General features: G+C 71.6%; 14 protein-coding genes and 1 riboswitch. Of the genes, 3 read left to right on the top strand and 11 right to left on the bottom strand.

Annotation, left to right across the window (positions count from 1 at the left end; translation table 11 throughout):
• The first annotated feature begins 1 nt into the window (after window position 1).
• Together ACFY7H_RS25330 and ACFY7H_RS25335 are read left to right on the top strand one after the other, a co-directional pair.
• Window positions 2–1,093: an LOG family protein gene (locus ACFY7H_RS25330; RefSeq protein ID WP_388941965.1), complete on the top strand. Its 1,092-nt coding sequence runs from the start codon at window positions 2–4 to the stop codon at window positions 1,091–1,093.
• A 120-nt stretch (window positions 1,094–1,213) separates the two neighbouring features.
• Entirely contained in the window at window positions 1,214–2,119 is a 906-nt protein-coding gene (locus tag ACFY7H_RS25335) for a hypothetical protein (protein ID WP_388941968.1), read from the top strand.
• A 104-nt stretch (window positions 2,120–2,223) separates the two neighbouring features.
• Here ACFY7H_RS25335 and ACFY7H_RS25340 read toward each other — a convergent pair whose 3' ends face one another.
• The 9 genes from ACFY7H_RS25340 to rpsB all read right to left on the bottom strand — a co-directional run bounded on the left by ACFY7H_RS25340 (window position 2,224) and on the right by rpsB (window position 12,142).
• The gene (locus tag ACFY7H_RS25340; RefSeq protein ID WP_388941971.1) at window positions 2,224–3,288 is read right to left on the bottom strand and encodes an ABC transporter ATP-binding protein; all 1,065 of its coding nucleotides are present in this window, start codon (window positions 3,286–3,288) and stop codon (window positions 2,224–2,226) included.
• On the bottom strand, window positions 3,288–4,904 hold the full coding sequence (locus ACFY7H_RS25345; RefSeq protein WP_388941974.1) for an ABC transporter permease: 1,617 nt from the start codon (window positions 4,902–4,904) through the stop codon (window positions 3,288–3,290). The genes ACFY7H_RS25340 and ACFY7H_RS25345 overlap by 1 nt, the downstream gene beginning before the upstream one ends.
• A 50-nt stretch (window positions 4,905–4,954) precedes the next feature.
• Window positions 4,955–6,049, bottom strand: coding sequence for a thiamine ABC transporter substrate binding subunit (locus ACFY7H_RS25350; protein WP_388941977.1), 1,095 nt, complete (start codon window positions 6,047–6,049; stop codon window positions 4,955–4,957).
• 85 nt (window positions 6,050–6,134) lie between these two features.
• Window positions 6,135–6,244: riboswitch (TPP riboswitch) on the bottom strand.
• 70 nt (window positions 6,245–6,314) lie between these two features.
• Window positions 6,315–7,430, bottom strand: a complete 1,116-nt coding sequence (rlmN, locus tag ACFY7H_RS25355; RefSeq protein WP_388941981.1) for a 23S rRNA (adenine(2503)-C(2))-methyltransferase RlmN — start codon at window positions 7,428–7,430, stop codon at window positions 6,315–6,317.
• A 177-nt stretch (window positions 7,431–7,607) separates the two neighbouring features.
• A complete protein-coding gene (locus ACFY7H_RS25360; protein ID WP_388941984.1) occupies window positions 7,608–8,684 on the bottom strand; it encodes a phosphatidate cytidylyltransferase in 1,077 nt (358 codons plus the stop codon).
• Entirely contained in the window at window positions 8,684–9,241 is a 558-nt protein-coding gene (frr, locus tag ACFY7H_RS25365; RefSeq protein ID WP_243630638.1) for a ribosome recycling factor, read from the bottom strand. The genes ACFY7H_RS25360 and frr overlap by 1 nt, the downstream gene beginning before the upstream one ends.
• A 94-nt stretch (window positions 9,242–9,335) precedes the next feature.
• Window positions 9,336–10,115, bottom strand: coding sequence for a UMP kinase (pyrH, locus tag ACFY7H_RS25370; protein WP_388941988.1), 780 nt, complete (start codon window positions 10,113–10,115; stop codon window positions 9,336–9,338).
• A gap of 162 nt (window positions 10,116–10,277) precedes the next feature.
• Window positions 10,278–11,114 carry a translation elongation factor Ts gene (tsf, locus tag ACFY7H_RS25375; protein WP_388941992.1) on the bottom strand — a complete coding sequence of 279 codons (837 nt, stop codon included), beginning with the start codon at window positions 11,112–11,114 and terminating at the stop codon, window positions 10,278–10,280.
• 134 nt (window positions 11,115–11,248) lie between these two features.
• A complete protein-coding gene (rpsB, locus tag ACFY7H_RS25380) occupies window positions 11,249–12,142 on the bottom strand; it encodes a 30S ribosomal protein S2 (protein WP_388941995.1) in 894 nt (297 codons plus the stop codon).
• Window positions 12,143–12,390: 248 nt separating this feature from the next.
• Between rpsB and ACFY7H_RS25385 the strand changes: the two genes are divergently transcribed.
• Window positions 12,391–12,954 carry a peptidoglycan DD-metalloendopeptidase family protein gene (locus ACFY7H_RS25385; protein WP_388941997.1) on the top strand — a complete coding sequence of 188 codons (564 nt, stop codon included), beginning with the start codon at window positions 12,391–12,393 and terminating at the stop codon, window positions 12,952–12,954.
• Here ACFY7H_RS25385 and ACFY7H_RS25390 read toward each other — a convergent pair.
• On the bottom strand, window positions 12,951–13,508 hold the full coding sequence (locus ACFY7H_RS25390) for a TetR/AcrR family transcriptional regulator (RefSeq protein ID WP_388942158.1): 558 nt from the start codon (window positions 13,506–13,508) through the stop codon (window positions 12,951–12,953). The two genes, ACFY7H_RS25385 and ACFY7H_RS25390, sit on opposite strands and share 4 nt — an antisense overlap.
• An 81-nt stretch (window positions 13,509–13,589) precedes the next feature.
• Complete coding sequence (gene whiG / locus ACFY7H_RS25395; RefSeq protein ID WP_388942000.1) at window positions 13,590–14,426, bottom strand: RNA polymerase sigma factor WhiG; 837 nt, start codon at window positions 14,424–14,426, stop codon at window positions 13,590–13,592.
• Window positions 14,427–14,613: the final 187 nt, after the last annotated feature.

Raw genomic sequence — 14,613 nt, forward strand, 5'->3', positions numbered from 1 at the left:
AATGGTCAACGCAGACATCGAGATCGAGACGCTCGCCGAATTCGACCGGGTCGTCGCCGGCCGCTCACTGAGCGGCTACCGGATCCAGTCGCTCAACCTCCTGGAGCGGACCTTCGCCCTGCTGTCCGCCGACACCTCGGCGGCCGTGTTCCTGGGCTGCGCCATGGAGCCCGACGCCTCGGTGAAGGTCCGCGCGGACGGCGCCCTCGTCTTCCCGCCGATACCGGACCTGCCGTTCAACCCGTACCGGGGTCTGCTGTACACCGCCGAGGAGCTGTTCGCCGGACTGGACGAGGGCTACGGGGCGACCCCTGACGCGCGGACGTACGCCTGGTTCCAGGAGGCCGGGTCCGACGGCGACGTGTTCTCCTCCATGCTGCGCTCCCTCCACGACGACGCCGTCTCCGACGCCCTCGACGAACGCCTCGCCGGGTCCCGCGTCGTCGGTGTGATGGGCGGCCACGCCATGGCCCGGGGCGGTACGGCCTACCGCGGCGCGGCCGGTCTGGGCCGGGCCCTGTCCCGGTCCGGCCTGACGGTCGCCACCGGCGGCGGCCCCGGCGCGATGGAGGCCGCCAACCTCGGCGCGTACCTGGCGCCCGCGCCCGACGAGGCGCTGACCGAGGCGCTGGAGCTGCTGGCGGAGGTGCCCTCCTTCAGCCCGTCCGTCACCGACTGGGCGCGTGCGGCCTTCGCCGTGCGCGAGCGCTGGCCCGCGGGCGGCGACTCGGTCGGGATCCCCACCTGGTTCTACGGGCACGAGCCGCCGAACGCCTTCGCGGGGCAGATCGCCAAGTACTTCGCGAACGCCACCCGCGAGGACGGGCTGCTCGCCCGGTGCGACGCGGGCGTGGTCTTCCTGCCGGGCGCCGCCGGCACCGTGCAGGAGGTCTTCGACAACGCGACGCCGAACTACTACGAGTCGCGGTCCGAGCCGGCCCCGATGGTCCTGGTGGACCGTGCCCACTGGACCACCCGCCTGCCCGTGTGGCCGCTGCTGCGGGAACTGGCGCGGGGCCGGGCGATGGAGTCCCGGATCGCGCTGGTGGACTCGGTGGACGAGGTGCCGGACGCGCTCGCGGCCATGGCCTGAGCCCCGGACGGGCAAAGAACCGGTCAAAAGAAATCCCTTCCCGAGGCAACTTCCCGGCCGGATACGACGTCTGGCAGAGGTACCGCCTTTTCACCTGCCAGACGTTGAACGGAGCCCTCTGTGCTCATAGGCCTGCTGACCGCTGTCGCGGCGTCCATCTGCTACGGCACGGGCTCTGTCCTGCAAGCCGTGGGCTCGCGCCGCGCCGCCCGGATGTCCCCCGAGGCCGCCGGGGTGACCGCCCACGGCGGACCTAACCTGACCTCCACCGCCAAGGCCGCGATGACCTGGGAGTTCATCGTCGGCACCATCCTGGACTTCGTGGGCTTCGGACTGGGCGCGCTGGCGGCCCGCATGCTGCCCCTGTTCCTCTCCCAGACGGTGATCAGCGCCAACCTGGTGATCACCGCCATCCTCAGCGTGAAGATGCTGGGCATCCGCCTCACCCGCAAGGAATGGACCTCGATCGGGGTCGTCTGCGCGGCTCTGGTGCTGCTGGCGACCGCCGCCGGCCACGAGGGCGACCACTACGCCCCGATGTCCACGCACTGGTGGCTGCTGGCCGTGACCCTGGTGATCATCGTCGGCGGCACGGTGGCCGTGCGCTTCCTCGGCGGCCGGGCCGCGATCCTGGCGGGTCTGCTGTCGGGTCTGGCCTTCGGCGCGCTGGGCGTGGGCGTGCGCATCCTCGACGGCGTGGACCCCTTCGACCCGGTCACCTTCATCACGGACCCGGCGCTGTACGCCATCCTGGTGGCGGGCTTCGGCGGCATGTACCTGCACACGGTGGCCCTCCAGATCGGCTCGGTGAACGGCGCGACCGCCGCCCTGGTCGTCGGCGAGACGGTGCTTCCGGGAGCGATCGGCGTCCTGTGGCTCGGCGACGCGTCCCGCCCGGGCCTGGCGTGGCTCGCGGTGACCGGCTTCCTCCTGGCGGTCGCCGGCGCCGTCGCGGTGGCCTGGTACGGCAACCACGACGGGGCCGAGGAACCCGCCGAGGAGCCGGTTCCGGCACCGGTGGCCTGACCGGCGCTGATCGCTCCGCCGGGTCCCCGTACGCGGTGACCCGGCGGATACCGCCCGCCGGAGAGACGCAGGGCCCCACGAGCCGAGCCCGACGGCCTCCGGCGTCAGCCCCGCGGGAGGACGACGACCTCGGACGGGCTGAAGGCCACCGCGACCCGGTCCCCCACGGCCGGCGCGGCGGCCAGCTCGCACTCGGCGTCGAGCACCGGCCCCGACGCGGGCCTCAGCCGCAGGGCGACGTGCGTGCCGCGGAAGGTGCGGGACTCCACCACGCAGTCCAGGCCCGCCGCGCACAGCACCACCCCCGCCGGACGGATCAGCAGCCGCTGCTCCCCCTCGGGCGTGCCGGCCGGGACGGGCACCCGGCCCCACGCGGTGGCGGCGGCGGCACCCGCCACCGTCCCCGGGACCACGTTCTCGAAGCCGAGGAACCGGGCCACGAACTCCGACGCGGGCCGCTGCCACACTTCCAGCGGGGTCCCGGTCTGCGCGATCCGCCCGTCCCGCATCACCACCACCCGGTCGGCCAGCGCGAAGGCCTCCCCCTGGTCGTGGGTGACGGCGAGGACGGTGGTACCCAGCCGGGAGAAGAGCCCCTGGAGCTCGACCACCAGCCGCTCGCGCAGCCCCCGGTCCAGCTGGCCGAGCGGCTCGTCGAGCATCAGCAGCCGGGGCGAGGGGGCCAGTGCCCGGGCGAGGGCCACCCGCTGCTGCTCGCCGCCCGACAGCGAGGAGACGGCCCGCCGCTGGGCCCCCGGGAGCCCGACCAGTTCCAGCAGCTCCGCGACCTGGGCCTCGTACGACGCCTTCGCGGAACGCGAGCGGAACCCGGACCCCGCGCGGAGCCCCGCCTGCGGGCCCCGCATGCGCAGGCCGAAGGCGACGTTCCCGCCGACGTCCCGGTGCGGGAACAGCTGGTGATCCTGGAACATCAGGCCCACCCCCCGCCGGTGCACGGGCACTCCGGCCTGGTCGGCGCCGCCGAGCAGCACCCGCCCCCCGGACACCGGCTGGAGCCCGGCCACCACCCGCAGCAGGGTGGACTTGCCGCTGCCGCTCGGCCCCAGCACGCACACGGTCTCGTGCGCGGCGACCTCCAGGTCGACCGCGTCCACCACCGCCCGGTCACCGAAGCGGACCGAGACCCCTTCGAGCTGGAGCAGGGTCATCAGAACTCTCCCGAGGTCTTGTCGGGTCGCAGCCGCTCCAGCACCAGCAGGGACACCGCGCACACCAGCATCAGAATCGTGCTCAGGGCCATCGCCTGCCCGTAGTTCATCTCCCCGGCCCGCCCCAGCAGCCGTGCCACGGCCACCGGCAGCGTCGGGCGGTCCGGCCGGGCGATGAAGACGGTCGCGCCGAACTCGCCCAGCGAGACCGCGAAGGCGAAGCCCGCCGCGATCAGCAGCGCCCGCCGCACCAGCGGCAGGTCCACCTCCCGCCAGGCCCGAAGCGGCGAGGCCCCGAGCACGGCCGCCGCCTCCCGCAGCCGGCCGTCCACGGCCCGCAGCACCGGCAGCATGGTCCGTACGACGAAGGGCACCCCGACCAGCGCCTGCGCCAGCGGCACCAGGATCCACGAGGTCCTGAGGTCCAGCGGCGGCTCGTCCAGGGTGATCAGGAACCCGAAGCCCACGGTCACGGCGGACACCCCGAGCGGCAGCATCAGCAGCGCGTCGAAACCGCGTACGAAGCGGCCCGCGCGCCGGGTCAGGGCGGCGGCCGCGAGCCCGCCGACGACCAGGGCGATGGCGGTGGCGGCGAGGGCGTACTGGAGGGAGTTCCAGACGGCCTCCAGCGGCGGCACCAGAAACGTTCCGCCGCCGGAGCCCGCGTCCTGCAACGCCCGGTAGAAGCCGAAGCCGTAGCCGCCCGGCGCGTCGAAGGACCGTTCCACCAGCACGGCCAGCGGCGCCACCACCAGCAGGACCACCGACAGCAGCACCCCGCCCAGCAGGCCGCGCTGTCCCCAGCCGCGCGGCGGGCGCGCGGTGTGCGCCGGGTCCACGAGCCGCAGCGCGGTCTCCCGCCGGCGCACCGTGCGGGCGTGCACGGCGAGGACGGCGGCGATGGCCGCGAACTGGACCATCGTCAGCACGGCTGCGGTCGGCAGGTCCAGCAGCTGCGCCGTCTGCCGGTAGACCTCCACCTCCAGGGTGGCGTACGCGGGCCCGCCGAGGATCTGCACGACGCCGAAGGAGCTGAAGGTGAACAGGAACACCATCAGCGAGGCGGCGGCCACCGCCGGCGCGAGCGCGGGCAGCGTCACCCGCCGCCACGCCGTGATCCGCCCGGCGCCCAGCACCCGGGCGGCCTCCTCCTGGCGCGGGTCCAGCTGCGCCCACAGCCCGCCGACCGTCCGTACGACGACGGCGTAGTTGAAGAAGACGTGGGCGAGCAGGATCGCCCAGACGGTGGTGTCCAGCCGCACGCCCCACAGTTCGTCGAGCAGCCCGCCGCGCCCGACCAGCGCCAGGAAGGCACTGCCGACGACCACCGTCGGCAGGACGAAGGGGACGGTGACCAGCGCGCGCAGCAGCTGCTTGCCGGGGAACTCCAGGCGGGCGAAGACGTACGCGCCCGGCAGCGCGAGGAGCAGGGTGAGGGCGGTCGAGGCGAGCGCCTGCCAGGTGGTGAACCAGAGCACGCCGGCGATGTCGGGCCGGGCCAGGACCTCGCCGATCCGGCCGAACTGCCAGCCCGCGTCCGTCTTGAGCCCGCGGCCGACGATCGCGGCCACGGGAAAGGCGAAGAACACTCCGAAGAAGGCGAGCGGCACGGCCATCAGAGCGAGTCTGACGGCCGTGGCGCGCCCGCCCTCCGTGGGGAGGCGCTCTACTTCACGAGCGAGGACCACGTCTTGACCCACTGCTCACGGTTCTTGGCGATGGTCTCCGGAGCGACGTTCTCCGGCTTCTCGACCACCACGCCGTGCTTCGTGAACAGCTCCGGCAGCTTCGCGTCCTTGACGACCGGGTTCACGAACATCTGGAGCGGCATGTCCTCCTGGAACTTCTTGGAGACCAGGAAGTCGATGAGCGCCTTGCCGCCCTCCTCGTTCTTCGCGCCCTTCAGCAGGCCCGCGAACTCGACCTGGCGGAAGCAGGTGCCCGTGGCGACGCCCGTCGGGGCATCGGCCGGCTGCGGCTCGCCGTAGAGGACCTCGACCGGCGGGCTGGAGGCGTAGGAGACGACCAGCGGTCGGTCGCCCTTGGCCTTCTTGCCGCCGGCGGAGCCGGAGAAGCGCTCGTTGTAGGCCTGCTCCCAGCCGTCGACGACCTCGACGCCGTTGGCCTTGAGCTTGCTCCAGTAGTCCTTCCAGCCCTCCTCGCCGTACTTGCCGACGGAGGCGAGGAGGAAGCCGAGGCCGGGCGAGGAGGTCGCGGCGTTCTCGGTGACGAGGAGGTTCTTGTACTCCGGCTTGACCAGGTCGTCCAGCGTCTGCGGCGGGGCGATCCTCTTGTCGGCGAAGTAGGCCTTGTCGTAGTTGACGCAGATGTCGCCGGAGTCGACCGGGGTGACCCGGTGCTGCTGGTCGAGGACGAACTCGGGCTTCACCGTGTCCAGGCCCTTGGCGTCGTACGGGGTGAAGATGCCGTTGTCGAGGGCCCGCGAGAGCAGGGTGTTGTCGACGCCGAAGAAGACGTCGCCGCGCGGGGATCCCTTGGTGAGGATCTCCTGGTTGAGGGCCGCGCCCGCGTCGCCGGACTTCAGGACCTTGACGGTGTAGCCGCTCTGCTGCTCGAACTCCTTGAGGACCGTGGCGGTCACGTTGAAGGAGTCGTGGGAGACGAGCGTGACCGTCTTGGACTTGGGGGCGCCGGTCGCCTCGGACGTGTCCTTGCCCTCGCCGCCGCCGCAGGCGCCGAGGGTGGTGACGCCGAGCGCCGCCGCGAGCGCCGTGCCCGCGATCTTCCTGGTGGTGCTCACTGGTGTATTCCTCCTGGGATGACCAGGAGAAGACGCGGCCCCGCCCGGCGCTCTTCGCGAGCGGTCGCCGGGCAGGGCGCAACAGCTTGAGTGGTGACCGAACTTCCTACCCCGAATGACCGGGGCGAGGTTCAGAGGGTCTGCGGATGACGGGTACCGCACTCTCAGCGCTGTGGCGCTCCCCTGTCGGAATATGCAATTGGTTCGGCCACAGGGTACCCCGTGGCCGAATCGGGCAGGCCGCTGTCCGGAATGCAGCCGGAATCTATCGTTCCGAGGCGGCGAGCTGGCCGCAGGCGCCGTCGATCTCCTGGCCGCGGGTGTCGCGGACGGTCACGGGCACGCCGTGGCGGGCGATCGCCTCGACGAAGGCCTTCTCGTCCTCGGGGCGCGAGGCGGTCCACTTGGAGCCCGGCGTCGGGTTCAGCGGGATCAGGTTGACGTGTACGCGCTTGCCCTTGAGCAGGCGGCCGAGGAGGTCGCCGCGCCAGGCCTGGTCGTTGATGTCGCGGATCAGGGCGTACTCGATGGAGATGCGGCGGCCGGACTTCTCCGCGTACTCCCAGGCCGCGTCGAGGACCTCGCGGACCTTCCAGCGGGTGTTCACCGGGACGAGGGTGTCGCGCAGCTCGTCGTCCGGGGCGTGCAGGGAGACCGCGAGGCGGCACTTGAAGCCCTCGTCGGCGAAGCGCAGCATGGCCGGGACCAGGCCGACGGTGGAGACGGTGATGCCGCGCTGCGAGAGGCCGAGGCCGTCGGGCTCGGGGTCGGTGAGGCGGCGGATGGCTCCGACGACGCGCTTGTAGTTCGCCAGCGGCTCGCCCATGCCCATGAAGACGATGTTGGACAGGCGGGCGGGGCCGCCGGGGACCTCGCCGTCGCGCAGGGCGCGCATCCCGTCGACGATCTGGTGCACGATCTCGGCGGTGGAGAGGTTGCGGTCCAGGCCCGCCTGGCCGGTCGCGCAGAACGGGCAGTTCATTCCGCAGCCGGCCTGCGAGGAGATGCACATCGTCACCCGGTCCGGGTAACGCATCAGCACGGACTCGACGAGCGTGCCGTCGTGCAGCTTCCACAGGGTCTTGCGGGTGGTGTCGTCGTCACAGCTGATGTGCCGGACGACGTTCATGAGCTCCGGGAGCAGCTCCTGCTGGAGCTTCTCGCGCGAGGCCGCCGGAATGTCGGTCCACTCGGCCGGGTCGTGCGCGTAGCGGGCGAAGTAGTGCTGGGAGAGCTGCTTGGCCCGGAACGGCTTCTCGCCGATCGCGGCCACCGCCTCCCGGCGCTCGGCCGGGGTCAGGTCGGCGAGGTGCCGGGGCGGCTTCTTGACCCCGCGAGGGGCGACGAAGGTGAGCTCACCCGGAGCGGGACGGGGGGCCATGCGGTACTCCTCAGTACGACGGGGTGGGGGTCACCCCGCGCGTGCAGGGCCGGTCCGCGGCTCGGCCGCTGGACGGAAAGGGCGCGCCGCGTGAACACGGCGCGCCCTCCAGGATAACCCGGCCCGGACCCGTCAGCCGGTGGTCCGCCCCCTGGCCCGCGGCCCCGGAGCGACCGCTCAGCCGGTACCGACGAACGCCGCCAGCAGCAGCCAGACGACGGGAGCGGTCGGCAGCAGCGAGTCGAGCCGGTCCATGATGCCGCCGTGGCCCGGGAGCAGCGTGCCCATGTCCTTGATGCCCAGGTCACGCTTGATCATGGACTCGCCGAGGTCGCCCAGGGTGGCGCTGACCGCGACGGCGAGGCCGAGCAGCAGGCCCTGCCACCAGGCACCCCCGTCGATCAGGAACTCCATGCACAGGGCGCCGGCCGCCATCGCGAAGGCGACCGCTCCGAAGAGCCCCTCGCGGGTCTTGCCGGGGCTGATGCGCGGGGCGAGCTTGGTCTTGCCGAAGCGCCAGCCCACGGCGTAGGCCCCGGTGTCGCTGACCACGGTCAGGACCAGGAAGGTCACCACCCGCTGCGGACCGTCGTCCGGGGTCAGCAGCATCGCGACGAACGTGGCCAGGAAGGGCACGTAGAACGCCGCGAAGACGCCCGCGGTGACGTCCCTGAGGTAGTCCTCGGGCGGCTCGGTCATCCGCCACACGAGGACGGCCAGCGCGGTGAGGGCCATGGCCACCCACGCGCCCTCGGCCCCGCGGACGTATCCGGCGATGATCATCGCCGCTCCGCCGACCGCGAGGGGGACCAGCGGGGCCTTGATGCCCTTCTTCTCCTGGAGCCGGGAGGTGAGCTCCCACAGGCCGACCACGATCGCGACGACGATGACGCCGACGAAGACGGCCTTGACGATGAACAGCGAAGCGAAGACCACCGCGCCGAGGCCTACGCCGACCCCTATGGCGGCACGCAGATCCCGCCCCGCGCGCTTCTTCGGCGGCGGGGGCGAGGCGTCCTGCGGGGCCTGCGGTGGCGGAGGCGGGGGGCTGGGCATGGGCTCCTGCAACGGCGTCTCGGCGCGGAACGGGGGGCCGCCGGCGAAGGCGGCCCCCCGATCGCGTGCGTCCCGGTCGTCGAAGGCACGGCCGGCGGCATCGGGCACGATGGGCATGGGCGCAGTGTGCGGGCCCACCAGCGCATCGTATGCGGGACCCGCCGGAACCGGCTCCGCGGCCCAGGGAGAGTCGTTCATCAGACCTCGAGGAGCTCGGCTTCCTTGTGCTTGAGCAGCTCGTCCACCTGCGCGACGTACTTCGCGGTGGTGTCGTCGAGCTCCTTCTCGGCGCGGCGCACCTCGTCCTCGCCGGCCTCCTTGTCCTTGACCAGCTTGTCGAGGGCGTCCTTGGCCTTGCGGCGCACGGAGCGGATGGAGACCTTGGAGTCCTCGGCCTTGTTCTTGGCGACCTTGATGTACTCCTTGCGGCGGTCCTGCGTCAGCTCCGGGAAGGTCACCCGGATGATGCGGCCGTCGTTGCTCGGGTTGACACCGAGGTCGGAGTCGCGGATCGCCTGCTCGATGTTGCGCAGCGCCGAGGCGTCGAACGGCGTCACGATCGCCATGCGCGGCTCGGGCACGGCGAAGGAGGCGAGCTGGTTGATGGGCGTGATGGCACCGTAGTAGTCCGCCACGATCTTGTTGAACATCGCCGGGTGCGCACGGCCCGTGCGAATCGCGGCGAAGTCTTCCTTGGCGACGACGACGGCCTTCTCCATCTTCTCCTCGGCCTCGAGGAGGATTTCTTCGATCACCACGTGCTCCTGCATGTCAGATATGGATGGTTCAGGCGGGCGCGGGCGGTCCGGGCCGCCCGGACCGGGCCCCTGCGGGCCCGGCTCGGTGTGCTCAGACCCGGGTGCCCTGGTCGCTCACGAGCGTGCCGATCTTCTCACCCTTGACGGCGCGGGCGATATTGCCCTCGGCGAGCAGCTCGAAGACCAGGATCGGCAGCCGGTTGTCGCGGCACAGCGTGATGGCCGTGGCGTCGGCGACCTTGAGGTCCCGGGACAGCACCTCGCTGTACTCCAGCGCGTCGAACTTCACGGCGTCCGGGTTGGTCTTCGGGTCGGAGTCGTAGACCCCGTCGACGCCGTTCTTGCCCATGAGGAGGGCCTCGGCGTCGATCTCCAGGGCACGCTGGGCGGCCGTGGTGTCGGTGGAGAAGTAGGGCATGCCCATACCGGCGCCGAAGATGACGACGCGGCCCTTCTCCAGGTGGCGCACGGCGCGGAGCGGGATGTACGGCTCCGCGACCTGGCCCATGGTGATGGCGGTCTGGACGCGGCTGTCGATGCCTTCCTTCTCCAGGAAGTCCTGGAGGGCGAGGCAGTTCATGACGGTGCCGAGCATGCCCATGTAGTCGGACCGGGCCCGGTCCATGCCACGCTGCTGAAGCTCGGCGCCGCGGAAGAAGTTGCCGCCGCCGATGACGATCGCGATCTCGGCGCCGTCGCGGACCACGGCCGCGATCTCGCGGGCGATGGCGTGCACGACGTCGGGGTCGACACCCAGTCCGCCGCCGCCGGAGAAGGCTTCGCCGGACAGCTTCAGCATGAAGCGGCGACCCTTCTTCTCGTGGTCGCTCTTGTCGTCGGATGCGGTGTGGGGGTCCACGCCCTGATTCATGGAGATCTCCTCGTGCACATACGAAGAAGGCCATTGCCGGTGGGTCCTCGCGGTTCCCTCTGGGGCAATGGCCTCCTCGTCAGATCTGCGGTCGTCCTGCGCGGGCACGGACGACTGCTTCAGACCCTATAGGGGTCCGGTGTCCGTCGCGTACGGACGGACTCAGATGCCGACCTTGATGCGGGTGAAGCGCTTCAGGGTGACACCGGCCTCGTCCAGAACCTTCTGGACGGACTTCTTGTTGTCCAGCGCGTACGGCTGGCCGAGGAGCGTGACGTCCTTGAAGAAGCCGTTGACGCGACCCTCGACGATCTTGGCGATCGCGGCCTCGGGCTTGCCCTCGGCGCGGGTGACCTCTTCGGCGACGCGACGCTCGGACTCGACGACCTCGGCCGGAACGTCCTCGGCGGTCAGGTACTTCGGCGCGAAGGCGGCGATGTGCTGGGCGATGCCCTTGGCCAGCTCGGCGTCGGCCTTGTCCAGCTCGACCAGGACACCGATCTGCGGGGGCAGGTCGGGCATGGTGCGGTGCATGTAGGAGGCGACGAAAGCACCCTCGTACTGCGCGAAGCGGTCCAGGACGATCTTCTCGCCGAGGTTGGCGTTGGCCTCGTCCACGAACGCCTGGACGGTCTTGCCGGCCTCGATCTCGGACGCCAGCAGCGCCTCGATGTCCGCGGGCTTGGTCTCGGCCACGTGGGCGGCGAGCTGGTCGGCGACGGCCAGGAACTTCGGGCTCTTGGCCACGAAGTCGGTCTCGCACTTGAGCTCGAGGAGCACGCCGGAGGTGGCGTCCTCGGCGATCAGGGAGGTGACGGCACCGTTCTCGGCGGAACGGCCCTCGCGCTTGGCGACACCCTTCAGGCCCTTGACGCGCAGGATCTCGTTGGCCTTGGTGACGTCGCCGTCGGCCTCGACGAGCGCGTTCTTGCAGTCCAGCATGCCGGCGCCGGTGAGCTCGCGGAGCTTCTTGACGTCAGCGGCGGTGTAGTTCGCCATGAGTCTGTGATTCTCTCTCGAAGTCGTAGATCTACGGGTGAACAGCGGAGGAGCGCGCTCGTGGCGCGGCTCCCCCGCCGTCATCGTCCGTGCTGCGAATGCCCGGCGGATGAACGCCGGGCACTCTCAGTGGGTCAGGCCTGCTCGGCGGCCGGAGCCTCGGCCGCGGGGGCCTCGGCAGCCGGAGCCTCGGCCTCGGTGGCCTCGGCGGCCGGAGCCTCGGCCGCGGGGGCCTCGGCGTCGGCCTTCTTCTCGCCCTCGAGCAGGTCGCGCTCCCACTCGGCGAGGGGCTCGGCGGCGGCCTTCTCGCCCGGCTTCGAGTCACCGGTCGCAGCGCCGGAGCGGGCGATGAGGCCCTCGGCGACGGCGTCGGCGATCACGCGGGTGAGCAGGGTGACGGAACGGATCGCGTCGTCGTTGCCCGGGATCTTGTAGTCGACCTCGTCGGGGTCACAGTTGGTGTCGAGGATCGCGACGACCGGGATGTGCAGCTTGCGCGCCTCACCGACGGCGATGTGCTCCTTCTTGGTGTCGACGATCCAGACGGCGCTGGGAACCTTCGACATCTCGCGGATACCACCGAGGGTCTTCTCCAGCTTGGCCTTCTCGCGGGAGAGGACCAGGAGCTCCTTCTTGGTGAGACCCGAGGCGGCGACGTCCTCGAAGTCGATCGCCTCAAGCTCCTTCAGACGCTGGAGGCGCTTGTAGACGGTGGAGAAGTTGGTGAGCATGCCACCCAGCCAGCGCTGGTTGACGTACGGCATGCCGACGCGGGTCGCCTGCTCGGCGATGGCCTCCTGCGCCTGCTTCTTCGTACCGACGAACATGATGGAGCCACCGTGCGCGACGGTCTCCTTCACGAACTCGTAGGCGCGGTCGATGTACGACAGCGACTGGAGCAGGTCGATGATGTAGATGCCGTTGCGCTCGGTGAAGATGAAGCGCTTCATCTTCGGGTTCCAGCGACGGGTCTGGTGACCGAAGTGGACGCCGCTCTCCAGCAGCTCCCGCATCGTTACGACGGCCATGGCCATCTCCTTGGTTTCTCGGTTTGGTTCCTGACGCCCCGCCGCGCCCTGCCCCTGGAGGGACCGAGAGACGCTTTCACCTGACCGGAACCGGCCGGCGCTGGGGCGTGCGAAGTCGACCCGGTGACCCGGATCGCCACAAGAAGTGTACGGGACCCGGCGGTATGCGGGTGACGCCGTTGTCCACACCCCGTCGGCCGTCCACAGGCGCGAACCCGTCACGCCGCCCGCGCGGGATCCTGCGGGGCATGACGAAACTGCTGCTCATCCTGCTCCTGGCCCTGCCCCGGCCACTGCCCGGGCCGCCGTCCCCCGCCGTGCCGGCGGCCCCGGGTCCCGCGTCCGCGGGGCCCGGCGTACCGGTGCACGGGGCGGCGGGCCTGCGCGGGGCGCCACGAGTGCGCCCCCTGCCCGCGCCGCTGTCCGTGGCGCGCTGGTGGGATCCGCCGCCCACCCCGTACGCGGCCGGGCACCGCGGTGTGGACCTGTCGGCGCCGGCCGGGGCGCAGGTCCGGGCCGTGGGTCCCGGGCGGGTGCACTACGCGGGGCGGGTCGCGGGGCGGGGGGTGCTCTCGCTCACCCTCCCGGGCGGCCTGCGCACGACGTACGAACCGGTCCGGCCGCTGGTCGCGGAGGGGGAGACCGTCGCGACGGGCCAGGTGGTGGCCGTGCTCACGGAGGGCTCGCACTGCCCGGGCCCCTGCCTGCACTGGGGCCTCCTCACGGGCGAGGACACCTACCTCGACCCGCTGACCCTGCTCCCCCCGCCCACACCGCGACTGCTCCCGGCCGCCGCCGCGGGGGCTCCCTAGACGGCGACGCCCCTCAGCACCATGGCGACGGCCGTCTCGGTGATCACGGCCGGGTCCTCGGCGGCGCCGAGCTCGATGCGGCGGGCCGCGGCGTCCACGACGCCCTGGAGCAGCATCGCGGACAGGCGGGGCTCCGCCAGCCCGAGGGCGCCCAGGGCCTCGACGATCATCGCCACCAGGCCGCCGTGCGCGGCGCGGATCTTCTCCCGCGCGCCCCCGTCCAGCTCGCCGGCGGAGATGGCGACCACCGCGCGGTGGCGGCGGTCCCCCACCAGCCCCAGCTGGGTGCGCACGTACGCCTCGATCTTCGCTTCCGGGGTGGGCTCCCGCTCCATCGCCGCCTCGATCTCGGCGGCCCACACGGGGAAGTCCACCGCGCACAGCTCTTCGACGACGGCCGCGCGCGACCGGAAGTACTCGTACACGGAGGACCGGGCGAGCCCGGTCCGCTCCGCGAGGGCGGGGAAGGTCAGGGCTTCCGTCCCGCCTTCGGACAACAGGGCACGGGCGGCGTCCAACAGGGCGCCGCGCTGCATCGACCGGTGCTCGGCCACGGAGGCCGCTCGAATCCTGGGCACGTCACCACTGTACGGAGGTCCCGCAAGGCCTGTCCGCCGCGCTCCGGACGCCGCGGCTCAGCGGCCGACGTCGGCGAGCTTGGCGCGCAGCTGGAGGACGGACTTCGTGTGGATCTGGCTGACCCGGCTCTCGGTGACGCCCAGGACATTGCCGATCTCGGCGAGGGTCAGGCCCTCGTAGTAGTAGAGGGTCACCACGGTCTTCTCCCGTTCCGGGAGGGTGTTGATGGCCCGCGCGAGCAGGCGGCGCAACTCCCGGTCCTCGGCCACCTCGACCGGGTTGTCGGCGGCGGTGTCCTCCAGGGTGTCCATCAGGGAGAGGCGGTCGCCGCCCTCCCCGCCCACGTGCAGCAACTCCTCCAGGGCGACCACGTTGGCCAGGGACAACTGGCTGAAGACCGTGTGGAGTTCCTCCACCGCGATGCCCATCTCCCCCGCGACCTCGCACTCGGTGGGGGTGCGGCGCAGCTGGGCCTCCAGCGTCGCGTAGGCGCGTTCCACGGCCCGCGCCTTCTGCCGCACGGAGCGCGGGATCCAGTCCAGGGCGCGCAGCTCGTCGATCATCGCGCCGCGGATCCTGGTGATGGCGTACGTCTCGAACTTGATGGACCGCTCGATGTCGAACTTCTCGATCGCGTCGATCAGGCCGAAGACCCCGGAGGAGACGAAGTCGGCCTGTTCGACATTGGGCGGCAGGCCCACGCTGACCCGGCCCGCCACGTATTTGACCAGGGGCGAGTAGTGCAGGATCAGCTGCTCCCGCAGCCGTTCGTCGCCCGAGTCCTTGTATGAGCGCCAGAGCACCTCCAGGGACGAGGGCGCGGTGGACCGCACGCTGCGACGAGCAGCGGGGGGAACCGCGGCGCGGTCGGACCCTGAGGTGTGCTGGGGCATGCTTCGCCTTTGCCGGAGCGGGATTCCTTGGGAGCGTAGCGTGACGGAAGTGTCGCGGTGCGCGAAGAGTACGGGATGGCGCAGGGGCGCAGCGGCGTCCGTCCTCGCGCGGGCGGCCCGGGACCGGCGCCTCGCGCACGGTCCCGGCGAGCGCCACCGGGAGGACCGCGTCTGTCATCGCCGTCAC

Origin of the sequence: Streptomyces sp. NPDC012794 (assembly GCF_042901085.1) — a bacterium.
Classification (GTDB): domain Bacteria; phylum Actinomycetota; class Actinomycetes; order Streptomycetales; family Streptomycetaceae; genus Streptomyces.